Source organism: Mesorhizobium sp. P2_E6, assembly GCF_056403835.1.
The window spans coordinates 817,761-839,764 of record NZ_JBFUEQ010000001.1 but is presented as its reverse complement, the minus strand read 5'-3'; the positions used below and the strand labels follow the sequence as shown (position 1 = coordinate 839,764).

The window sequence follows — 22,004 nt, the reverse complement described above, 5'->3', positions numbered from 1 at the left end:
TTCACTTCTGCAGCGCTCAACCGTCTCTCCTCATCTGCCGAGACCCTCAGGCCAATTCGGCGAACAGGCTGTTGTAGCCCGTCTTCGTGATTCGCACCTGGATAATGTCACCGATTTCGCCGGCCTTTTCATCAACAATAACGGGCTGCAGCCAAGGTGAGCGGCCGACCTTCTGGCCGGCCTGGCGGCCGGGCTTCTCGATCAGCGTGTCGATGGTGCTGCCGACGAGGCTTGCGCCGAAATCCTGCTGCTGCTTCAGAAGCAAGGCCTGCAGCCGCTGCAGGCGCTCATCCTTCACCATTTCCGGCACATGGTCAGCCATCTCGGCGCCCGGCGTGCCGGGACGCGGCGAATATTTGAACGAGAAAGCCGAGGCATAGTTCACCTGGCGCACCAGTTCCATGGTCGCCTCGAAATCCGCCTCGGTCTCGCCGGGGAAACCGACGATGAAGTCGCCGGAAAGCGCGATATCCGGTCGCGCGGCACGAATGCGGTCGAGCAGCGTCAGATAATCCTTCGCGGTGTGCCTGCGGTTCATCGCCTTGAGGATGCGGTTGGACCCGGATTGTACCGGCAGGTGCAGATAGGGCATCAACGCCGGCAGATCACGATGGGCTGATATCAGTTCATCGTCCATGTCGCGCGGGTGGCTGGTGGTGTAGCGCAGCCGCGCCAGCCCTGGGATTTCGGCCAGCCTGAGCAGCAGGCGGCCAAGGCCCCATTCCTCGCCGTTTTCGCCCTGGCCATGCCAGGCATTGACGTTCTGGCCAAGCAGCGTCACCTCGCGCACGCCGGCTTCGGCCAGACGGTGCGCCTCGGCAACGATCTGCGCCACCGGCCGCGACACTTCGGAGCCCCTGGTGTAGGGCACGACGCAGAAGGTGCAGAACTTGTCGCAGCCTTCCTGGACGGTGAGGAACGCGGTGACGCCGCGCTTGATGACCTCGGCGCGTTTGGGCTGCGGCAGATACTCGAACTTGTCCTCGATGGCGTAGTCGGTCTCGACGATCTTTTCGCCGCCGCGCACCCGCGCCAACACGTCGGGCAGCCGGTGATAGGTCTGCGGGCCGATGACCAGATCGACGGCCGGCGAACGGCGGATGATCTCGGCCCCTTCGGCCTGCGCCACGCAGCCGGCGACGCCGACCAGCATCTCGCGGCCTGCCACGGCGCGTTCTGCCTTCATATCGCGGATACGGCCGAGCTCGGAATAGACCTTTTCGGCCGCCTTCTCCCTGATATGGCAGGTGTTGAGCAGCACCAGATCGGCCTCGCCGATGGCATCGGTGGCGGCATAGCCGTCGGCGGCCAGCGCATCGGCCATGCGCTGTGAATCATAGACGTTCATCTGGCAGCCATAGGTCTTGATGAAGACCTTCCTGGTGGCTGCCGCCGGCACGGCCATCGCTTCGGCCGCGGCGTCAATGTCGTCACGCTCTATCGTGTTCAAGTCCATCCGGCGGCTTCTAACGCCTTTCGATGACAAAAAACAGACGATTCTCCGCCACGGCCGTCACGCACAGACTGGCGCACCCATCACCAGTCTATCGGCTCGGGCGCGGATCGGCGAGTGCCGCCTGCATCATCGCGCGCACCTGGCTTTCCATCAGCTTCGACGTTTCCTTGCGGTTCGAGCCCTTGGAAAAGGCGATCGGTTCGCCGAAATGCACCTCGACGTCGAGTGCCCCCTCCTTCAGCAACACCTTGAGATGCGGCATCAGGTCTTCATCGCCGATCCAGGCGGCAAGCGGCCGGTGCCGACGGCCGAGCGGCACGCCGTGCAGGCGCGTGTAGGCGATCGCCACCGGCTGGATGAAGACCTGTTCGGCCGCGCCTTCTGAAATCGCCATCGAGGCGGCGCCGAACAGCGTGCTCTTGAAGGGCAGGACGATGTTGCCGTCGCCGGTCGATCCCTCGGCGAACAGCACCATGGCGTCGCCCTTGGCCATGCGGCTGGCGATCTCGCTTGCCTGGTCGCCGGACGAACGCTTGCGCTCGCGCTCGATGAAAACGGTGCGCTGCAGCTTCGACAGCATGCCGATCAGCGGCCAGCCTTCCATATCGGCTCTGGCGATGAACTTCACATCGACCATGGAGCCGAGCACCATGATGTCGGTCCACGAGATGTGGTTGGACGCGACCAGCAGTGGACGTTTGTCGGACAGCGCGCCCTTGACATGGATGCGCATGCCCAGCGCCCGGACGATCAGCCTGTGCCAGATTTTCAGGATGAAGGTTTCCGGCCACCAGCCGGTCTTCATCGACAGGATCTGCAACGGCACCAGGACCAGCGAACCGGCGGTGACGAGGCCCAGCGACAGGAAAATCCTGATTTTTGCGATCATACAGTCCCGGCCCTGCCGTTACAGCGCCGCGCGTCCTTTTTTGGAAGCGCTAACCCTTGGATTTGGCGCCTCTGGCTAGCGAAGATCGCGGCGCATGACAAGCGCCCCGGTCGGTCCATGCTCGGACGACCTGTAGTAATTGGGGCGTTTGCCGACTTCGCGGAAGCCCAGTCGCCGGTAGAGAGCGATCGCAGCGACGTTGGTCTCGTCGACCTCGAGGAACAGCGCTTCGGCGCGCTGAGCGTGCAGTTCGCGCAGCACCGCATCCATCAACTGCCAGCCCAGTCCCTGCCGGCGGTGCGAGCGCGCCACCGCGACGGTCAGGATCTCGCCCTCACCGGCCGCCAGCCTGGCCAGCACGAAGCCGACCGGCGGCTTGGCGCCCTGCCCGGTCTCGCGCGCGGCATAGCCGAACACGGTATCCTGTTCGAGCAAGGCGGCGAATTCGCCGTCGGTCCAGGGGCGGACAAAATCCTCGCGATGCAGCAGCGAGACCGCCGGGCTGTCGGTGATCCTCAGCGGCTCGAGCGCATAGTCCCGGCGGCGTGGTTGGAGAAAAGGTATGCGCATTAGTTTTGTTGCCTTGATAGTATGAACCCGGCCTGCGGCTTGGCGTCCGCACCACGCAAATAGAGCGGTTTCGGCCTTTCGCCCGCGCCCTTGCCGGCCGCCAGGCGAGCGTATGTGAGAATGTCGGCGGTGGCCGTCTCGGGGCCGACATCGAAGGCGCGCCCTGCTGAGGCAGCGATTTGCACAGCCGCGGTGCCGGCGAGCACCGAAGCGCTTTCCGTCGCCATGGCCACGGCACTCGCCAGTGTGGTCACAGCCGGACCGTAAGTCAAAACTGACATTTGATCGAAAAGGGCGGCATGGAGTTCCTCGCGGCCGGCGTCGAGCGCCGCCAGCACGGCGCGGCCAGGAAATGTCCCGGCTGCCTCGGCGGCCAGCGCCTCCAGCGTCGTCACCCCAATCGCCGGAACCTTCAGCGCCAGCGCCAGGCCGCGTGCGGTCGACACGCCGACGCGCAGGCCGGTGAAGGAGCCGGGACCGACAGAGACGGCGATGGCGTCGAGACCGGCATAGTCGGTTGCGCCTGCCTTCAGCGCTTCAGCGATGGCGGCCATCAGGTGCTCGGCATGGCCCTTGCCGAGATCGAGCACCGAGCGGCCAAGCTCCTGCTTCGCCTCGGTGTCATAGACGCAAGCGGCGCAGAGGTTGGCGGCACAGTCGATGGCAAGCAATTTCATGAAACGACCGGTTCGAGAAACAATTCCCTGTGCCCGCCACGGCCCGCCACCGCAAGGGGATAGTGCATAATTTGTTAAGCGGCTTCGTTTCGGCCCGGCAGAAAAGTAGCTACGCAGCCTGTTCGATGCGCAGCATATGATTGTCCCAGACATAGTCCGGTTCGGAGCGTGTCGCACCGCTGCCCTCGATGATTTCGCCGGCGCCTGTAGTCGCCATGAAGCTGGTTCCGTCGGGCGCCACGCCGCAGACCTCGACCAGCGCGTTGTTCGAGACGATCCTGCCGCTCGCCGCGTCGATCACCACAAGCGAATTGCCCTCCGGCGAAGAGACGGCAACGGTGCCGGCAAGCGGATTGGCGGCGACCGAGCCGATATAGTTGCGGAAACCGGACAGGACGTCCTGCGGCATGTCGAGCAGTTGCAACTCCTTGCCACGCACGGCGCGGCCGACCAGAAGCGGCCGATTGGTGCCCGGCCCCCGGTACTGGCAGCCGAACCAGACGGTGCCGGACCGGTCGGTGTCCATATGGCGGATCGACAGCTGGTGCAGTGCCGCCGGCAGTTCGTGCTTCTCGATGAGGTCTCCGGTGACGCGGTCGATCAGCACATAGGACGGCTTCATGGTGGCGATGTTGAGCTCGGTGCGGCCATAGTCCGGATGGGTCTCGATGCCGCCATTGGCAACAGCAATCGTCTTGCCGTCGCCCAGGAGCAGAAGCTCGTGCGGACCCATGCCATAGGTCGGGAATTCGCCGATGCGGCTGAATTTCGCCCGCGCATCGTAGATGCCGACTACACCGGCGGCATTGTCGAAATCATTCTCGGTTGCATAGAGCAAAGCGCCGTCGGGCGAGAACACGCCATGGCCGAAGAAATGCCGGCCGGTGATGCTAGTGATGGTCAGCGGCTTCTCGCGGCCCGAATGATCGAAGACCACGGCGAAAGTGCCCGGCTGGCGAGCGAAGACCACGGAGCGCTTCGAGACCGGATCGAAAGTGACGTCGTGGCCGCGATCGGGCAGGTCGATCGCATGCAGGAGCTTGCCGGCCTCGGACAGGACGGCCGCGCCGTAACTGCCGTCGCGCTTGACAAAGGCGGTAGCGAAGACGGTGTCGGCCGCCAGTGTCGTTGCCCAAGCCGACGGCGCCATCGCGGCGGCAAAACCAATGCCTGCGGCCCGGAGGAAATCGCGGCGGTCGATCAGCGGCGTACGCATGCTCAGTCTCCGTCGAGCGACGAGAAGCCGGCGGTCAGGCCGAATTCGGCGGTCAGCCTGGTGCCGATCAGGGTCGACAGGCTGGAGGTGATCAGCGCGAAATGATCGAGCTTTTCGCGCAACGCCGGATCGGCAAGTGCCTTGTCGATCGGACCGCTGACCGCCTTGGCAGTGGCGACACCATTGACCAGCTGGATGTGGATCGATTCCGCCATCCAGCGCGCGTCGGGCGGCAGTGCGTCGCCGAGCTTCGAGGCCTGGAACAGATCGTCTATTCCCGACAGATTGGCTGCCAGCGAATTGGTGGTGCTCCGCGACCGCCAGTAGATTGCCTGCCTGGGCTTGTCCGCATCCGGCTTGCCGCCGAAAAAGCCCTTCAGGCGCACATCGCGCACCATTTCCAGTTCATTGATGAAAACACCGACCAGTTCGGTCACCGCTTCGTTGCCGTCGCGATAAAGCGCGTTCTGCGGCCCCGGATTGGCCCAAAGGGCGGCAAAGCCGTCCGGCTTGTTCCAGGCGGCGCTAACCTCGCCGGCCATGGTTTCGATGTTGCCGGCAACCGCCGCGCCATAAGCGCAGCGATAGGGATCGGCCTTGCCCGTCAACGCCTCGGCGCCATCGCCGTAGAGGACGAATTCCAGCGCGCCCAAGCCCTGCATTGCGACGCTCTTGCCGGCCAGCTGTGCCGGATCGGTTGCTGTCGGGTCCTTGTCGGACAGCGCCGCCTGCACCTGCTTCAGGCCGATGCTCTTGCGGTCCGGCCAGAACAGCATGCGCTCCAGCCGGTTGTTCTCCTTGATCGGCCCGAACCCGATGATCTCGGCTGACGACCAGGCATCGACCGTCGCCGAAAACTGGGCCCGAGCCGCATCGAGGTCTTCTTGAGAGGGCGCGGTGCAGAGCGTGTGCATTGCCTTGGTTAAATGGCCGGCGTGGTCGTGCAGGCCGGCATAGGCCGGGCGGACAAAGCCGTCGACCGCCCGCTGGATGATTTCGGAGGCTTTCACAGCCGCCGACGCCGGGGCGACGCCCACCAGAGCCAGCGGCAAAACGAGAACCAGTACAGAGCGCTTGAGCATCACAGTGACTCCAGGAATTTGAGCAGTGCATCGCGGTCGGCAGCGTTGGCGGCGGCAAAGCGATCGCGCGTCTTCTGCGCCTCGCCGCCATGCCACAGGATCGCCTCGGTCAGGCTGCGCGCGCGCCCGTCATGCAGGAAGAAGGAATTGCCGTTGACCGTTTCGGTGAGACCAATGCCCCACAGTGGCGGGGTGCGCCACTCTTTGCCTGTCGCTTCGCCCACGGCCTGGCCGTCGGCCAGATCCGGCCCCATGTCGTGCAGCAGGAAGTCGGAATAAGGCCAGATCAACTGGAAGGCCTGCGCCTGGTTGGGCGTGCCGCGTCGGGTGACGAATTTCGGCGTGTGGCAGGCAATGCAGCCTGTCTCGTAGAAGATTTTCTTGCCGGCGAGCACCTGCGGTGTGTCGAGGTCGCGGCGTGCCGGCACCGCCAGGTTCTGCGAATAGAAGGTGACGAGATCCATCACCGGCGCCGGTGCCTCGACCGGGCCGAGGCGCTGCTGCACGCCATTCGGCATGGTCAGGCATTTTTCCTGTGCGGTGGTGCAGTCGCCCCAATGTTTCGGCTCTTCAGGCGTCGAGATGCCGATGTCGCCGGCAAAGGCATCCGCCGCCTGCTGGCGGATCGAGGCGGTCTGCGCCTTCCAGCCGAAACGGCCAAGCGTCAGCTCCCCGCTCTGGCCGTCGCGCACGATGTTGGGCCTGCCGGAAATGCCGTCACCGTTCCGGTCGTCCGGGTCGGCATTGGCAAGGATATCCGCCGGTGCGATCTCCTCGATCAGGCCAAGGCCGATCATCGGCGGCGTCAGGCGCGGCGATAGCGTGGTGCGCGGATCAAGCGGCCCATAGCCGGAATCGATGACCGAATAGCTGGGTTTGCGCAGCGAAATCACCGTGCCGTCCGCCAGCGTCACCGGCCGTTCCTGATAGTCGACATGCATCCTGCCTTCGCCGCGCAGGCCTGGCACGGCCAGCTCCTGTAATTGCGAGCCGTAGACAGGGTCGGGAAGGTTAGGCAGCCGGTGATCGGCAAGCGCTGCCTTCTCTTCCGCGCTGCTCGCCTCGCGGGCCAGCCGCAGGAACATCGAGGTGGTGCCGACGTCGCCTTGCGGCGGACGGCCGCGGCCATCCTTCAGATGGCAATTCTGGCAGGCGCGTTCATTGAACAGCGGACCGAGCCCGTCCGAAGCCTGCGTCGAGGATGGCGACGACACCCAGTTCTTGCGGAACAGGGCGTTGCCGAGCTTGAATGTGCCCTCTTCCTCGAAGGTGATGTTGGCTGAGGATTGGGAGAAGGAATCGCGGCTGACGTCCTTCCTGGACGTGCCGGCGCCACCTTGCATCCGTTCGAACTGCTCGGGCTTGGAAAAATCCGACGTCGGCCTGGTGGTGGCTGTGACGCGCGCCTGATCCTTCGGATTGAGGTCGGTGCGCGTGGTGCCGAGGCCGGCGGGCTGAAGGTCGCCGGCAATCGCTGAAGAGGTGAGCGCCACCACGAGGACGACACAGCGCCCACGCGCCGATCCGGCTGGCGTTTTGTGACGAGGCGGCGAGCCATTGGCCCGCCGCAAGCGGCGCACGAATTCTAGCAGGCGCCGCATTCCCGCATGTCCTTAGTCCGCCTCGTCCGCCGATGCGGCGTTGAGCTGGCCGTATTTTTCCTCGCCGATCGAAGCAAGCAGGTCGAGCTGCGTCTCGAGGAAGTCGATGTGACCTTCCTCGTCGGACAGCAATTCCTCAAACAGCTTCATCGACACGTAATCGCCCGCTTCCTCGCAGATCTCACGCGAGCGCTTGTAGGCGGTACGCGCGTCATATTCGCCGGCAAGGTCGGATTCGAGCACTTCCTTGACGTTCTGCCCGATGCGCAACGGCGCCACGGACTGCAGGTTCGGATGGCCTTCGAGGAAGATGATGCGGGCCACGAGCCGGTCGGCATGGTGCATCTCCTCGATCGATTCCGCCCGCTCCTTCTTTGCCAGTTTGGCGTATCCCCAGTCCTCCAGCAGACGGAAATGTACCCAATACTGGTTGACGGCTCCCAGCTCCAGAAAAAGAGCCTCGTTAAGCCGCTCGATGATCTGCGGTTCGCCTTTCATGGATCCTGCTCCCATATTGGACGCGCAGGCCTCTGACGCGGTCCAGGTGTGAAACGATGTCGACGCCGCTCGCCTCCGAGCGGGCGTGGTAATTTTCGGTGACCCGAATGATCGTTTCGACCACATTTGGGAAGCAGCCGCAACAGCGGCCGCGCTTCTGCATGGTGTGATAGACCTTCGCCGGCACGATCAATTGCCAGGGATCCTGATCCAGCAGCCCGATGATCGTCTGCTCGATTTCCCTCTCGGTGATGATGTTGCAATGGCATATCAGCATTTGGCGGCTCAGATGGCTGACGGCGCCTCCCGCGCCGTGTGGCTTGATTTCTTACCATGGCCTATTTCGAAGCCGGGTGTCAGGCTTCGGATCAGGCCATGGCCTGTCGGCGGTTACTTGAACACCTTGTCCGGCGCGTCGAGACTGTCGGAACCCTCGAAGGCGATGGCATTGAGCTTCAGGGTGCCGACGGCGCGTTCGATCGACTTGGTCTGGTCGATCAGCGCGTCGATCGCCGCCTGCACGGTGGCGTTGCCTTCGGTGTTTCCCTCGGCGATCTGCTGGTCGTAGGCCTCGCCGGCCAGTGCCCGCGCCTTGATCGCCTCCATCTTGGCAACGGTGACATCGAGCTTGCCCGACAGCTCCTTGTCGATCGCCGGATCGGCCGCCTTCACCATATCGGCCACCGAAGGTCCCGAAACGACGGTTCCGTCGAGCCTGGTATAGCTGGCGTGGTAGGCGGCGCGAATGCCGATGGCGTCGTAGAGATGGGAGTTGTAGGTGTTGTCGGAAAAGCAGTCATGCTCCTCCTCGGGATCATGCAGCAGCAGGCCGAGCTTCATGCGTTCGCCGGCCAGTTCACCGTAGGACAGCGAGCCCATGCCGGTGAAGATGATCGAGATGGCGGTGTTCGGCTCGCCGTCGACGAGGTTCTTGCGGGCGGCACCGTCTTCCTTCCAGTCGTTGACCATATTCTGCAGGTCGGAGACCAGAAGGTCGCTCGCCGACTTCAGATATTGCGCGCGGCGGTCGCAATTGCCGCCGGTGCAGTTTTTGAGGTCATAGTCGGTGTACGGGCGCTCGCCGGCCCCCGGGCCGGTGCCGTGCAGGTCCTGGCCCCAGAGCAGGAACTCGATGGCGTGATAGCCGGTGGCGACATTGGCCTCGATGCCGCCGGCCTGCTGCAGCGTGCCGGAGAGGAATTCCGGCGTCAGGTTCGTGGCATCGACCTTCTTGCCGTTGATCTCGATCTCCTTGTTGGCGATCACATTGGCGGTATAGAGCGAATTTGCGTCCGATTCCGTGCCATAGCTCTTGGCGACATAGTCGATCAGCCCTTCGTCGAGCGGCCAGGAATTCACCTCGCCTTCCCAATCATCGACGATCTTGTTGCCGAACCGGTAGACTTCTGTCTGCTGGTAGGGAACGCGCGCTGCCTTCCAGGCGTCACGGGCGGCGTTGAGGGTTTCCACCGATGGTTTGGCAAGCAGGGCGTCGACCGCCTTGTCGAGCGCCTGCGCCGTGGTCAGCGAATCCTCGTATTTGGCGAGCCCGATATCGGCATAGGTCTTGATGACCGCCTTCGCATCGGTTGCCGCCTTGGCCGGCAGCACGAACACAGCCGCCGTCAGCAGGGCGGTGGCGCCGATCGCGGCGAGCCTGCTGCCATACCGTGCCGATATCATCGCTCTCATGACTGTCATCTCCTCAGGAATTCACTGAAATATGGGCGCGGCAACAGGCGGCCTGCACAAGTCAGGCAGGGCAACGCCATCCGGCAAAAAAATGGCCACGACAAGACGTGGTCTGCGGAAGAAAGACACCGAAATGCCTCCAATCGAAAGGGTTCAAGGCCCAGACATCAAAGGGATGCGCCATTGCGCGAGCCTCCATAAAGCTTCGACGTTGGTGGAAGTCAATGAAAATCGACAGGAAAAGCCAATTGAAACAATAGTTTAGAATTATTCTAAACTACGACAGTCAACTTTATGCCCGGGTCTTGCCGACGAACGCTGCGATTGACAGCCGCCATTCCGGGTGCGACCCGCAAAAGCTCTCTTGCGGCGGTGCCAGACAATTGCCACTTGGCGGGACATCCTAGAATTGGACAGGGATTGGAATGCGATGAAGAACGGTGTGGTCATTGTCGGCGCGGGTCATGCGGGCGTGCAAGCGGCCGCAAGTCTGCGCGAGGAGGGTTATGACGGACCGGTGATCCTCGTCAGTGACGAGAACGAATTGCCGTACCACAAGCCGCCGCTGTCGAAGACCTTCATCAAGGACGCCGAGGCCAAGCCGCAGCCGCTGCGCGGCGAGGCCTTCTACACCGGCAGCGCCATTGACTACCGGCCCGGGGTCAGGATCGAGAGTATCGACGCTCCCCGTCGTAGCCTGGACGTTGCCGGTGGTGGCGCGCTTGCCTTCGATCACCTCATCCTGGCGACCGGCTCGCGCCCGCGCACCCTGCCGCTGGCCGGTTCAGAGCTTTCCGGCGTGCTGTCGCTGCGCTCGCTGGCTGATGCGCGGCTGATCCGCGAGTTGAGCGCACAGAGCGACGATGTCGTTATCCTCGGCGGCGGCTTCATCGGTCTGGAGATCGCCGCCACGCTGCGGGCGGCCGGCCGCACGGTGACGGTGGTCGAAGCGGTCGACCGGCTGCTCGGCCGCGCCGTGGCGCCGGTCGTGGCGAGCCATGTCCGCCAAAGGCTGGAAGCGATCGGTGTGCGCATCCTCACCGGCACCTCGATTGCAAGGCTCGAAGGCGAAAACGGCCATGTCTCGGCCGCGATCACCTCAACCGGTGAAAGGCTGCCAGCACGCATGGTCATCGTCGGCATCGGCGCCGTGCCGAATGTCGAGCTGGCGCAGGAAGCCGGCCTCGCTGTCGCCAACGGCATCCGCGTCGATCACCAGATGCGCAGCTCGGCGCCAGAAATCCTCGCCATTGGCGATGCCGCCTCTTACCGGCACTGGTTCACCGGCGGCGACGTGCGACTGGAATCGGTGCAGAACGCCACCGACCAGGCGCGGCTCGCCGCACGCACCGTTACCGGCCATGCGGACGCCTATTCGGCGGTGCCGTGGTTCTGGTCCGACATCGGCGACATGAAGCTGCAGATGGTCGGCCTGACCGCCGGCGGCGACAGCCATGTCGTGCTGGGCGACCTGCCCGACAACAAGTTCTCGATCTACCACTATGCCGGAGACCGGCTGCTCGGCATCGAATCGGTCAACCGGCCCGGCGACCACATGCTTGGCCGCAAAATGCTCGGCGCCGGCTTCTCGCCGACGCCGCAGACAATTGCGGCAGGCCCCGAAGGCCTGAAGGCGGCGCTGGCCGCCTTCCTTGAGGGTGAACCAGCCAGAGCGGCTGGATAATTCCGGCCCTTCAGGCCGACGCGCCGTCGATCAGGCAGCGCAGACTTCGCGGATCGAGCTTTCCAGAATGTCAAGCGCCTCGTTCATGACGCCGTCCTGGATGGTGATCGGCGCCAGGAAGCGGATGACGTTGCCATAGACGCCGCACGTCAGCAGGATCAGCCCCTTGTCGAGCGCCTTCAGCCTGATCGCGTTGGCGATCTCGGCCGACGGCAGGCCTTTCTTGACGTCGTTGAACTCGACGGCGTTCATGAAACCGAGGCCTCTGATATCGACGATCTCGGGCACGTCGTCACGGATCGACTGCAGCCGCTGCTTCAACCGTGCACCCAGCGTGTTGGCACGGTCGCAAAGCTTCTCGTCTTCGATCACGTCGAGCACGGCATGCGCGGCGGCGACACCGATCGGGCTGCCGCCATAGGTGCCGCCGAGCCCGCCGGGGCCGGGTGCATCCATGATCTCTGCACGGCCGGTGACCGCGGCCAGCGGGAAGCCGCCGGCCAGGCTTTTAGCCATGGTGGTGATGTCGGCCGCCACCTCATGGTGATCCATGGCAAACATCTTGCCGGTCCGGGCAAAGCCGGTCTGCACTTCGTCGGCAATCAAAAGCATGCCGTGCTGGTCGCAGACCTTGCGCAGCGCGGTCAGGAACTCACGCGGCGCGTCGTAGAAGCCACCCTCGCCCTGCACCGGCTCGATGATGATGGCGGCGACGCGGGCCGGATCGACATCGGCCTTGAACAACCGGTCGAGTGCGGCCAGCGAATCGGCGATCGACACGCCATGAAGCGGCACCGGGAACGGCGCGTGGTAGACATCGCCCGGCATGGCGCCGAAGCCGACCTTGTAGGGCACGACCTTGCCGGTCAGCGCCATGCCCATGAAGGTGCGGCCGTGGAAGCCGCCGGCGAAGGCGATGACCGCCTGGCGGCCGGTGGCGTTGCGGGCGATCTTGATGGCGTTCTCGACCGCCTCGGCGCCGGTGGTGACGAAGATCGTCTTCTTCTCGAACTTGCCGGGCAGCATGCCGTTCAGCCGTTCGGCCAAGCGCACATAGCTCTCATAGGGCACCACCTGGTGGCAGGTGTGGGTGAAGCGGTCGAGCTGCGCCTTGACCGCCTCGATCACCTTCGGATGGCGATGACCGGTGTTGACGACGGCGATGCCCGACGAGAAGTCGATGTAGCGGCGGCCCTCGACATCCCAGATCTCCGAGTTTTCAGCCCGGTCCGCGTAGATTTGCGTGGTCATGCCGACGCCGCGCGAGATGGACTGGTTCTTGCGTTCGGAAATGGCTGAATTCTTCATGGGATCCCTCATCGGGCCGGCGCCCGTTCTTGTTTGATGTCGCTGACACGTCTTCTGACCTTATTTCACGTTTTCCTCAAGTCGGCACCGTCGACAGGCGATTGGGCCTGCCGCCGGGCGCCGCCTTGACCAGTCGACCGATGCGCGTACGAGAGAGGTTCCCTTTTCATCGGGATCGATTATCTTTGGACGGCCCGCGAGGCTCCGCGGAGGGAGCGTCCTACGCAGGCAGGGGAAGCCATGAGCAGGAACGCGAAATCGTCCGCCTTGCAACCATTGCTCCCAAGCCCTTTGCCGTACCGAAACACCTCAATCCTTGCCTGCGCGATGGCGAGCCTGCTGCTGGCCGGCTGCCAGAAGCAGGAGGCAGCCGAACACAGGCTGCCGGTGATGGTGCGCACCGAGACAGTTGCGATCGCAGACTTTTCGCCAAGGACCTCGCTGACCGGCGTGATCGCGGCGCGCACGCTGAACAATCTGTCGTTCCGGGTGGGTGGCCGCGTCGCCGAGCGGCTGGTCGATGTCGGCCAGCATGTCGATCAAGGTGCTGTGCTCGCCCGCATCGATCCGCAGGAGCAGGAATCCGATTTGCGCTCGGCACAGGCCGATCTTGACGCCGCGCAGGCACAGCTGACCCAGTCCGCCGCCGCCTTCGAGCGGCAGAAGACGCTGCTTGCCCAGGGTTTTACGACCAGGCGCGACTATGACGCCGCCGATCAGGCGCTGAAGGTGGCGCAAGGTAGTGTCGATGCCGCACGGAGCGCACTCACCAACGCCCAGCAGAACCTGTCCTACACCGAGCTCAAGGCGGGTGCCGCCGGCGTCATCACCGCCCGCCAGGTCGAAACCGGACAGGTGGTGCAGGCGGCGCAGACCGTCTTCACCGTCGCCGAGGACGGCGATCGCGACGCGGTGTTCAATGTCCAGGAAACATTGGTTGCCAAAACACCGCCATCGCCGACGGTGACGATCACGCTGTTGTCCGACCCGCAGGTGAAGGCCGTGGGCAAGGTGCGCGAAGTCTCGCCAGCGGTGGATCCGGCTTCGGGCTCGATCCGGGTCAAGGTCGCCATTCCCGACACGCCCGCCGGTATGCCACTGGGCGCGGCTGTCATCGGCTCGGTCAGCGCCAGTCCGACGAAGGCTATCCTGTTGCCCTGGCAGGCGCTGACCTCCACTGCCGGCAAACCGGCTGTCTGGATCGTCGACCCCTCGACCAAGGCGGTTGTGACGGCGCCGGTCGAGGTGCTGGCATTCGAATCGGGCACGGTCGTCATCGCCAGCGGGCTGAACGCAGGCCAAAGTGTCGTTACGGCAGGCGGGCAGTTGCTCAGTCCCGGGCAAACGGTCGAGATATCGGGAGCGGGCCAATGAGAAGGCTGCCGCACCTCATGCTTGGCCTGTTTGCACTTGGCACGCTCGTGTCCTGCTCGAAGTCCGAGGAAAAGCCGCCCGAGATCATCCGGCCGGTGCTGTCGATAGTCATCGAGCCGCGCACCACCCAGACCTTCGGCTTTGCCGGCTCGGTCGAGCCGCAGGTCAGTGCCGACCTCGCCTTCCGCCTGCTTGGCCGGGTTGTGTCGCGCGACGTCAATGTCGGCGACATCGTCAGCAAGGGCACGACGATCGCCGCGCTCGACCCGACCGCACTGGAGCTGGCCGTCCAGGCCGCCAAGGCGGAACTCTCCAATACCGAGGCGCAGTTCGCCAACGCCGCAGGCAGCGAGGAACGCCAGCGCCAGCTGCTTGCCGCCGCCAACACCACGCAGGCGGCCTTCGATGCGGCGGAGCAGGCGAGGAAAGCGGCGGAGGCCGGCGTCGAACGGGCCAAGGCCTCACTTGCCAAATCGCAGGAGCAGCTTGGCTACGCGCGGCTGTTCTCGGATTTCGACGGCGTTGTCACCGCCACCGGCGCCGAGGTCGGCCAGACGGTCTCGCCTGGCCAGACGGTCGTCACGGTGGCGCGCTCGGACCTGCGCGAGGCGGTGGTCGACATTCCCGACCAGTTGATCGGTGACCTCACGGCCGGCACGCCATTCCAGGTCATCCTGCAATCGCAGCCGACGATCCAGACCGAGGCCAAGCTGCGCGAGATCGCGCCGCAGGCCGAAGGCTCGACCCGCACGCGGCGCGTGCGGCTGACGCTCACCGATCCGCCGCGAGCCTTCCGACTCGGCTCGACAGTGACGGCGACCCGCGTAACCAAGGTTACGCCGACGATAGAATTGCCCATGTCAGCACTGTTTGAAGGCGACGGCGTCGACAAGGTCTGGATCGTCGATGCGCAGACATCGAGCGTTAACGCCAAAGAAATCAAGGTCGCCGCAAAGGGCGCCGCTACCTTCACCGTCGCCGAAGGGCTGGAAGCCGGTATGCGCGTCGTCACAGCCGGCGTCCACAGCCTGAGCGAAGGCCAGAAGGTCAGAGTGCCAGAGGGCGGCGTCTGATGAAGGGCTTCAATCTCTCCGACTGGGCGCTCAGCCACCGCTCCATGGTCTGGTACTTCATGCTGGTGTTCGTGGTGGCCGGCATCTTCTCCTACCTCAATCTCGGTCGTGAGGAAGATCCCAACTTCACCATCAAGACGATGATCATCCAGGCCAACTGGCCGGGCGCGTCGGTCAAGGAGACCGGGCAGCAGGTGACCGACCGCATAGAGAAGAAGCTCGAGGAGCTCGACAGCCTCGATTTCACCAGATCCGTCACCACCGCCGGCCAGACCGTCATCTTCGTCAACCTGAAGGACACCACCAAGGCGCGCGATGTCGTGCCGAACTGGATTCAGGTCCGCAACATGGTCAACGACATCCGGACGCAGTTTCCGCAAGGCGTGCAGGGGCCGTTCTTCAACGACCGCTTTGGCGATGTCTTCGGAAACATCTACGCCTTCACGTCGGACGGGCTGACGCCGCGCCAGCTGCGCGACTATGTCGAGGACGTCCGCACCAAAATCCTGACCGTGCCGAATGCCGGCAAGGTCGATCTCGTCGGCGCGCAGGACGAGGCGATCTATCTCGAATTCTCGACCCGCCAGATCGCCGCCCTTGGCCTCAACCAGCAAGCGATCATTGCCAGCCTGCAAGCGCAGAACGCGATCACGCCGTCCGGTGTCATCGAGTCCGGACCGGAGCGCATCAGCGTGCGCGTCGGTGGCCAGTTCACGTCCGAAGAGAGTCTGCGTGCCATCAATCTGCGCGTCAACGACCGCTTCTTCCGGCTCAGCGATGTGGCGACGATCACGCGCGGCTATGTCGATCCGCCGACGGCGCTGTTCCGCTTCAATGGCCAGGACGCTATCGCGCTCGCCATCGGCATGAAGCCCAACGCCAATCTGCTGCAGTTCGGCGAGGCGCTGCACACGGAGATGAACAGGGTGCTGGCCGACCTGCCTGTCGGCGTCGGTGTGCATCTGGTCGCGGACCAGCCGGTCATCGTCGAGGAGGCCGTCTCGGGCTTCACGCGCGCGCTGTTCGAGGCGGTCGCCATCGTGCTGGCGGTGTCCTTCATCAGCCTCGGCATGCGCGCCGGCTTCGTCGTGGCGCTGTCGATCCCGCTGGTGCTGGCCATCACCTTCACGGTCATGGCCTATCTCGGCATCTCGCTGCAGCGCATCTCGCTGGGGGCGCTGATCATCGCGCTCGGTCTCCTGGTCGACGACGCGATGATCGCGGTCGAAATGATGGTGGCGCGGCTTGAGGTCGGCGACAATCTGCGCAAAGCGGCGACTTACGTCTACACATCGACTGCCTTCCCAATGCTGACCGGTACGCTGGTGACGGTCGCCGGCTTTATCCCGATCGGCCTCAACAACAGCGCCGCCGGCGAATACACCTTCACCCTGTTCGTCGTCATCGCGGTATCGCTTCTGGTATCATGGATCGTAGCCGTGCTGTTTGCACCTCTACTCGGCGTCACAATTCTTCCGGCGACGATGAAGACGAAGCACCACGACCAGCCGGGTCGCTTCACGTCACTGTTCCGGCGCGTGCTTATCGGCTCTGTGCGGTATCACTGGCTGACCATCATCGCCACGGTGCTGTTGTTTGCCGGCTCGATAGCCGGCTTCGGCCTAGTCCAGCAGCAGTTCTTTCCGCCTTCCGACCGGCCGGAGCTGATCGTCGACTGGAACCTGCCGCAAAACTCGTCGATCACAGAGACCCGGGACCAGATCGAGCGTTTCGAAGGGCGCGCGCTGGCCGGCAACCCCGACATCGATCATTTCAGCTCCTATATCGGCCAGGGCGCGGTGCGCTTCCTGCTCGCCTTCGACGTGCAACCGGCCAATCCGTACTTCGGCCAGACCGTCATCGTCACCAAGAGCATCGAGGCGCGCAACCGGCTGAAGCCGCAACTGGAGAAGCTGCTGCGCGAGGAGTTCGTCGGCACCGATGCCTTCGTCAAGCCGCTCGAACTGGGGCCGCCGGTCGGCCGCCCGGTGCAGTACCGCGTCGGCGGTCCCGACATCCAGACGGTGCGCGGCTTGGCGCAGCAATTCGCCGGCCTCATCTCGACCAATCCGAAGCTTGCCGCGCCAACCTTCGACTGGAACGAGCCCCAGCGTGTGCTGAGGGTCGACGTGCTGCAGGACAAGGCGCGCCAGCTCGGCATCACCTCCTCCGATATCGCCAGCGCACTGAACAGCACGGTCGGCGGCGACACCATCACGCAGGTGCGCGACGCCACCTATCTGATCAACGTCGTGGCGCGCTCACGCGATGCCGAACGCGGCTCGATCAGCACGTTGCAGAACATGCAGTTGCCGACCGGCACCGGCGAGGCGATCCCGCTCGCGGCGGTGGCCAACTTCCGCTACGAGCTGGAGCAGCCGACGGTGTGGCGGCGTAACCGCATTCCGACGATCACCGTGCGCGCCGGATTGGTCGGCGACACGCTGCCGGCGACCGTGGTCAACGAACTGAGGCCAGCCGTCGATACCTTTATCGCCAAGCTGCCGCCGGGCTATTCGGTCGAGACCGCAGGCTCGGTCGAGGAAAGCGCTAAAAGTCAGGGACCAATCGCCGCGGTCGTGCCGCTGATGCTGTTCGTCATGGCGACCATCCTGATGGTGCAGCTGCAGAGCTTCCAGCGCCTGTTCCTGGTCGTTGCTGTCGCCCCGCTCGGCCTGATCGGCGTGGTGGCCGCACTGGTGCCTAGCGGCGCGCCGCTCGGCTTCGTCGCCATCCTCGGCGTGCTGGCGCTGATCGGCATCCTGATCCGCAACTCGGTCATCCTGATCGTGCAGATCGAGGACCTCGTCAACGAAGGCAAGGACCGCTGGGCGGCGGTGATCGAGGCGACCGAGCACCGCATGCGGCCGATTGCGCTGACGGCAGCGGCCGCGAGTCTCGCTCTGATTCCGATCGCACGTGAGGTGTTCTGGGGACCGATGGCCTATGCCATGATGGGCGGCATCATCGCCGGCACCGCGATCACGCTGTTGTTCCTGCCGGCGCTTTATGTGACGTGGTTCAGGATCAAGGAGCCGAAGCAGGGATTGGGGAGCGAGGGCGCGCACGGGGACACGGTGCCGGAAGGCGGGGCAGCCTGAGGGCAAATTGCGAGTAGTGTCGCGTTCTTTCACGCCCCCCTCTGTCCTGCCGGACATCTCCCCCTCAAGGGGGGAGATTGGCGGTTTCAGTTGCCTCGCCAACCTTCCGCCGTTTGTAATTGGCGAAGCGGTTGCGCGAGTAATCTCCCCCTCAAGGGGGAGATGGCCGGCAGGCCAGAGGGGGGCGCGACGGAACTCGACGTGGAAAGATCAGCTACGCCCGCACAAACCCTTCGCTCGCCCTGAGCAGATTGCGCGTATAATCCTTCGTCACACGCCGCTCGACAAGGTCGTCCGCGCTCAGATTCTCCACCGCCTCGCCACTTTGCATCACCATCAGCCGCCCGCACATATGGGTGATGATGGCGAGGTCGTGGCTGACCATCAGAAAGGTCAACTTGCGCCGCCGGCGGACCTCTTCCAAAAGGTTGAGCACCTCCGCCTGTACCGAGGCATCGAGTGCCGAGGTCGGCTCGTCGAGCAGCAGGATCGACGGTTCGAGGATAAGCGCACGTGCGATCGCCACGCGCTGACGCTGGCCGCCCGACAATTGATGCGAGTAGCGGAAGCGAAAACCGTTACCGAGGCCAACCTCGTCGAGCGCCCGCTGGATGCGCTTTTCGCCGTCGGCAAAACCATGGATGGCGAGCGGTTCCTGCAGCAGGCGATCGACGGTCTGGCGCGGGTGCAGCGAGCCGTACGGATCCTGGAAGACCATCTGCACTTCGCGGTAAAAGGCCTTGTCGCGGCGAGTACCAAGTTTTTTGCCGTTGACGGTGATGCTCCCCGACGCAACCGGCGCTAGGCCGGCGATGGCTCGCAGCAGCGTCGATTTGCCGGAGCCGGATTCGCCGACCAGGCCGAAGGATTCGCCCGGCTGCACGTCGAGGCTGACACCTTTCAGCGCGTGAAAGCGGTCGAAGATCACTCCCAGCCTGTCGACGGCAATCGCTGCTGTCATGCCGCCCACTCCGGCTTGCGGTCGAGCACCGGCAGCGGGTGACGGTCAGCGCCGATCTTGGGCATGCAGTTGAGCAGGCCGCGCGTGTAGGGATGCTGGGCGCGGCCGAGTTCGGACGCCTTGAGCTGTTCGACCACCTTGCCGGCATACATGACGATGACACGGTCGCAGAAGGACGAAACCAGACGCAAATCGTGCGAGATAAAGATCAGCCCCATGCCGCGCTCGCTGACCAGCCGGTCGAGAATGCCGAGCACATCGAGCTGCACGGTGACGTCGAGCGCCGAGGTTGGCTCGTCGGCGATCATCATTTCCGGCCCGGCGATCAGCATCATGGCGATCATGGCGCGCTGGCCCATGCCGCCTGACACTTCATGCGGATGCAGGTCGAAGACGCGGGCCGGGTCGCGGATCTGCACCGCTTCCAGCATCGCCAGCGCGCGGTCACGCGCCTCGGCCTTGCCGACCTTTTCATGGGTGCGCAGCGTCTCGACGATCTGGCGGCCGATGCTCATCACCGGATCGAGCGAATATTTCGGATCCTGCAGGATCATGGCGATGCGTTTTCCGCGCAACGCGCGGCGTTCGCGTGGCGAGACGCTGAGCAGGTCGATGCCGTCGAAGGCAAGCTTGTTCGCCGATATCCGGGCCTGCGGCGGCGTCAGCCCCATGATGGCGCGGCCGGTCTGCGATTTGCCCGAGCCGGACTCGCCGACAATGCCGAGCCGTTCGCGGCCGAGCGAGAAGGTGACGCCACGCACCGCCTCGACCAGCCCGGTGCGGGTCGGGAAGGTGACGCGCAAATCCTCGACGTCGAGAAGCGTGCTCATTGGTCACCACTGCGCGGATCGAGTGCGTCTCGCAGGCCATCGCCAAGCAGGTTGAAGCCAAGGCTGACGATCAGGATGGCAAAGCCCGGCGCACCGGCCACCCACCACTGGTCGAGCACGAAGCGGCGGCCCGACGCGATCATGGTGCCCCATTCGGGCAGCGGCGGCTGCGCGCCGAGGCCAAGGAAGCCGAGACCGGCGGCGGTCAGGATGATGCCGGCCATGTCGAGCGTCACCCGGACGATCAGCGAGGAGATGCAGAGCGGCATGATGTGGCGCAGCACGATGCGGAAGGGCGAGGCGCCCATCAATTGCACCGCCTTGATGTAGTCGGAATTGCGCACGGTCAGCGTTTCCGCGCGCGCAATTCGAGCGTATGGCGGCCACGAGGTGATGGCGATGGCGAGCACCGCATTCTCGATGCCGGGACCCAGGGCCGCAACAAAGGCCAACGCCAGGATCAGCTTTGGGAAAGCGAGGAAGATGTCGGTGATGCGCATCAGGATCGCATCGGTCCAGCCGCCGGCATAGCCGGCGACGGTGCCGACCAAGAGGCCGATCGGTGCGGCGATGATGGCAACCAGGATGACCACGTAGAGCGTCCAGCGCGAGCCGTAGAGGATGCGCGAGAGGATGTCGCGGCCGAGATCGTCGGTCCCGAACCAGTGCTCGGCGCTCGGCGGCAGCAGGCGCGAGCCCTTGAGGTCGCCGAATGTCGGCGAGTAGGGCGCCAGCACGCCGGCAGTGGCGGCAACGACCAGCAAGGCAATAATGATGAGCAGGCCGAGAAACGCCAGCCGGTTGGCGGAAAAGCGCCGCCACGCCACATAGGCGCGGCCGAGCCTTGCCTGCATGCGCGACGCCGGGCGCTCGCTGAGCAGCCAGTCGCGACGGGTCTGGATGGCGTCGGCGCTCATGCGGACTTCGTCCTCGGATCGAGCACGCGGTAGAGCAGATCGGAGAGCAGGTTGATGGCGATGAAGACCGAGCCTATGACGATGGTGCCGCCGAGCACTGCATTCATGTCGGCGTTCTGCAGCGAATTGGTGATGTAGAGGCCGATACCCGGCCACGAGAACACGGTCTCGGTCAGCACCGAGCCTTCGAGCAGCCCGGCATAGGAGAGCGCAATCACCGTCACCATCGGCACCGCTGCGTTGCGCAGCGCATGGCCCCAGATGATGCGGGTTTCCGACAGGCCCTTGGCGCGGGCCGCGACGATGTATTCCTGGGCGAGCTCGTTGAGCATGAACGAGCGTGTCATGCGGCTGATATAGGCGAGCGAGAAATAGCCGAGCAGCGAGGCCGGCAGGATGATGTGGCGGAAGGCGTCATAGAAGACGTCCCACTGCCCCTGCCACAGGGAATCCAGGAGATAGAAGCCGGTGATCGGCGCGAAGGTGTATTCGTAGACGACGTCGAGCCGGGCCGGAAACGCCACCCATTGCAGCTTGGCGTAGAACAGCACCAGCGCCAGCAGCCCAAGCCAGAAGATCGGCACGGAATAACCGATGAGGCCAATGATGCGCACGATCTGGTCGATGAGACTGCCACGCCTGACCGCGGCCAGCACGCCAAGTGGCACGCCGAACAATGCACCGATCAGCGTTCCCAGCGTCGCCAGTTCCGTCGTTGCCGGAAGGGCGCGGCGAATGTCGGTCATGACCGGATTGGTGGTCAGCACCGAGGTGCCGAAATCACCGTGTAGCGCGCTTCTCACATAGATGTAGAACTGCTCCACCAACGGCAGGTCGAGGCCCATCTCGCGGCGCGTGCGCTCGACGACATTGGCCGGCGCCCGATCGCCGAGCACCGCCAGCACCGGGTCGATCGGGATGACGCGGCCGATGAAGAAGGTGACCGCGAGCAGACCAAGATAGGTCGTGATCGCGATGACCAGGAAACGGCCGAGCGATGATGCAAGGGCGACGGCGCGGGCGCTGCGGCGCCCGCCCTCGTTTTCAATCGCGCTCATGCGGCGCGTCCGTCGGC

19 protein-coding genes are annotated in these 22,004 nt (G+C 64.4%); 4 read left to right on the top strand and 15 right to left on the bottom strand.

Going from position 1 to position 22,004, the window contains the following annotated elements:
• Positions 1–46: 46 nt before the first annotated feature.
• From miaB to AC1D08_RS03900, 10 genes are all read right to left on the bottom strand, one after another.
• A complete protein-coding gene (gene miaB / locus AC1D08_RS03945) occupies positions 47–1,456 on the bottom strand; it encodes a tRNA (N6-isopentenyl adenosine(37)-C2)-methylthiotransferase MiaB (protein WP_477422573.1) in 1,410 nt (469 codons plus the stop codon).
• A gap of 88 nt (positions 1,457–1,544) precedes the next feature.
• Positions 1,545–2,345 carry a lyso-ornithine lipid O-acyltransferase gene (gene olsA / locus AC1D08_RS03940; RefSeq protein ID WP_457152886.1) on the bottom strand — a complete coding sequence of 267 codons (801 nt, stop codon included), beginning with the start codon at positions 2,343–2,345 and terminating at the stop codon, positions 1,545–1,547.
• Positions 2,346–2,420: 75 nt separating this feature from the next.
• On the bottom strand, positions 2,421–2,915 hold the full coding sequence (gene rimI / locus AC1D08_RS03935; protein WP_095082444.1) for a ribosomal protein S18-alanine N-acetyltransferase: 495 nt from the start codon (positions 2,913–2,915) through the stop codon (positions 2,421–2,423).
• The gene (gene tsaB, locus AC1D08_RS03930) at positions 2,915–3,592 is read right to left on the bottom strand and encodes a tRNA (adenosine(37)-N6)-threonylcarbamoyltransferase complex dimerization subunit type 1 TsaB (RefSeq protein ID WP_457152885.1); all 678 of its coding nucleotides are present in this window, start codon (positions 3,590–3,592) and stop codon (positions 2,915–2,917) included. The genes rimI and tsaB overlap by 1 nt, the downstream gene beginning before the upstream one ends.
• Before the next feature lie 109 nt (positions 3,593–3,701).
• Positions 3,702–4,808 carry a DUF1513 domain-containing protein gene (locus AC1D08_RS03925; protein WP_457152884.1) on the bottom strand — a complete coding sequence of 369 codons (1,107 nt, stop codon included), beginning with the start codon at positions 4,806–4,808 and terminating at the stop codon, positions 3,702–3,704.
• A gap of 2 nt (positions 4,809–4,810) precedes the next feature.
• Positions 4,811–5,890, bottom strand: coding sequence for an imelysin family protein (locus AC1D08_RS03920; protein ID WP_457152883.1), 1,080 nt, complete (start codon positions 5,888–5,890; stop codon positions 4,811–4,813).
• Positions 5,890–7,491 carry a di-heme oxidoreductase family protein gene (locus AC1D08_RS03915; protein ID WP_477422570.1) on the bottom strand — a complete coding sequence of 534 codons (1,602 nt, stop codon included), beginning with the start codon at positions 7,489–7,491 and terminating at the stop codon, positions 5,890–5,892. Before AC1D08_RS03915 ends, AC1D08_RS03920 begins: the two co-directional genes overlap by 1 nt.
• Positions 7,492–7,503: 12 nt before the next feature.
• Entirely contained in the window at positions 7,504–7,989 is a 486-nt protein-coding gene (gene bfr / locus AC1D08_RS03910; RefSeq protein WP_095082450.1) for a bacterioferritin, read from the bottom strand.
• The gene (locus AC1D08_RS03905; protein WP_457152880.1) at positions 7,955–8,266 is read right to left on the bottom strand and encodes a (2Fe-2S)-binding protein; all 312 of its coding nucleotides are present in this window, start codon (positions 8,264–8,266) and stop codon (positions 7,955–7,957) included. Before AC1D08_RS03905 ends, bfr begins: the two co-directional genes overlap by 35 nt.
• Positions 8,267–8,379: 113 nt before the next feature.
• The gene (locus tag AC1D08_RS03900; RefSeq protein WP_457152888.1) at positions 8,380–9,672 is read right to left on the bottom strand and encodes an imelysin family protein; all 1,293 of its coding nucleotides are present in this window, start codon (positions 9,670–9,672) and stop codon (positions 8,380–8,382) included.
• A 439-nt stretch (positions 9,673–10,111) separates the two neighbouring features.
• Between AC1D08_RS03900 and AC1D08_RS03895 the strand changes: the two genes are divergently transcribed.
• Positions 10,112–11,365 (top strand): NAD(P)/FAD-dependent oxidoreductase, encoded by a 1,254-nt coding sequence (locus tag AC1D08_RS03895; RefSeq protein ID WP_457151576.1) that lies wholly within the window; start codon positions 10,112–10,114, stop codon positions 11,363–11,365.
• A gap of 30 nt (positions 11,366–11,395) precedes the next feature.
• On the opposite strand, the gene AC1D08_RS03890 is transcribed toward AC1D08_RS03895, so the two are convergent.
• Entirely contained in the window at positions 11,396–12,673 is a 1,278-nt protein-coding gene (locus AC1D08_RS03890; RefSeq protein WP_457151577.1) for a 4-aminobutyrate--2-oxoglutarate transaminase, read from the bottom strand.
• Positions 12,674–13,000: 327 nt separating this feature from the next.
• On the opposite strand from AC1D08_RS03890, the gene AC1D08_RS03885 reads away from it, so the two are divergent.
• The 3 genes from AC1D08_RS03885 to AC1D08_RS03875 are packed head-to-tail and all read left to right on the top strand — an operon-like array spanning position 13,001 to position 18,221.
• Positions 13,001–14,047: an efflux RND transporter periplasmic adaptor subunit gene (locus AC1D08_RS03885; RefSeq protein ID WP_457151578.1), complete on the top strand. Its 1,047-nt coding sequence runs from the start codon at positions 13,001–13,003 to the stop codon at positions 14,045–14,047.
• Positions 14,044–15,120, top strand: coding sequence for an efflux RND transporter periplasmic adaptor subunit (locus AC1D08_RS03880; protein ID WP_457151579.1), 1,077 nt, complete (start codon positions 14,044–14,046; stop codon positions 15,118–15,120). Before AC1D08_RS03885 ends, AC1D08_RS03880 begins: the two co-directional genes overlap by 4 nt.
• Complete coding sequence (locus AC1D08_RS03875; RefSeq protein WP_457151580.1) at positions 15,120–18,221, top strand: efflux RND transporter permease subunit; 3,102 nt, start codon at positions 15,120–15,122, stop codon at positions 18,219–18,221. Before AC1D08_RS03880 ends, AC1D08_RS03875 begins: the two co-directional genes overlap by 1 nt.
• Positions 18,222–18,435: 214 nt before the next feature.
• Here AC1D08_RS03875 and AC1D08_RS03870 read toward each other — a convergent pair whose 3' ends face one another.
• The 4 genes from AC1D08_RS03870 to AC1D08_RS03855 are packed head-to-tail and all read right to left on the bottom strand — an operon-like array spanning position 18,436 to position 21,987.
• Positions 18,436–19,182: an ABC transporter ATP-binding protein gene (locus tag AC1D08_RS03870; RefSeq protein WP_457151581.1), complete on the bottom strand. Its 747-nt coding sequence runs from the start codon at positions 19,180–19,182 to the stop codon at positions 18,436–18,438.
• Positions 19,179–20,012, bottom strand: coding sequence for an ABC transporter ATP-binding protein (locus tag AC1D08_RS03865; protein WP_095082464.1), 834 nt, complete (start codon positions 20,010–20,012; stop codon positions 19,179–19,181). The genes AC1D08_RS03870 and AC1D08_RS03865 overlap by 4 nt, the downstream gene beginning before the upstream one ends.
• Positions 20,009–20,929 carry a nickel transporter permease gene (gene nikC, locus AC1D08_RS03860; RefSeq protein ID WP_457151582.1) on the bottom strand — a complete coding sequence of 307 codons (921 nt, stop codon included), beginning with the start codon at positions 20,927–20,929 and terminating at the stop codon, positions 20,009–20,011. Before nikC ends, AC1D08_RS03865 begins: the two co-directional genes overlap by 4 nt.
• A complete protein-coding gene (locus AC1D08_RS03855; RefSeq protein ID WP_477422567.1) occupies positions 20,926–21,987 on the bottom strand; it encodes an ABC transporter permease in 1,062 nt (353 codons plus the stop codon). Before AC1D08_RS03855 ends, nikC begins: the two co-directional genes overlap by 4 nt.
• Between the last annotated feature and the right edge of the window lie 17 nt (positions 21,988–22,004).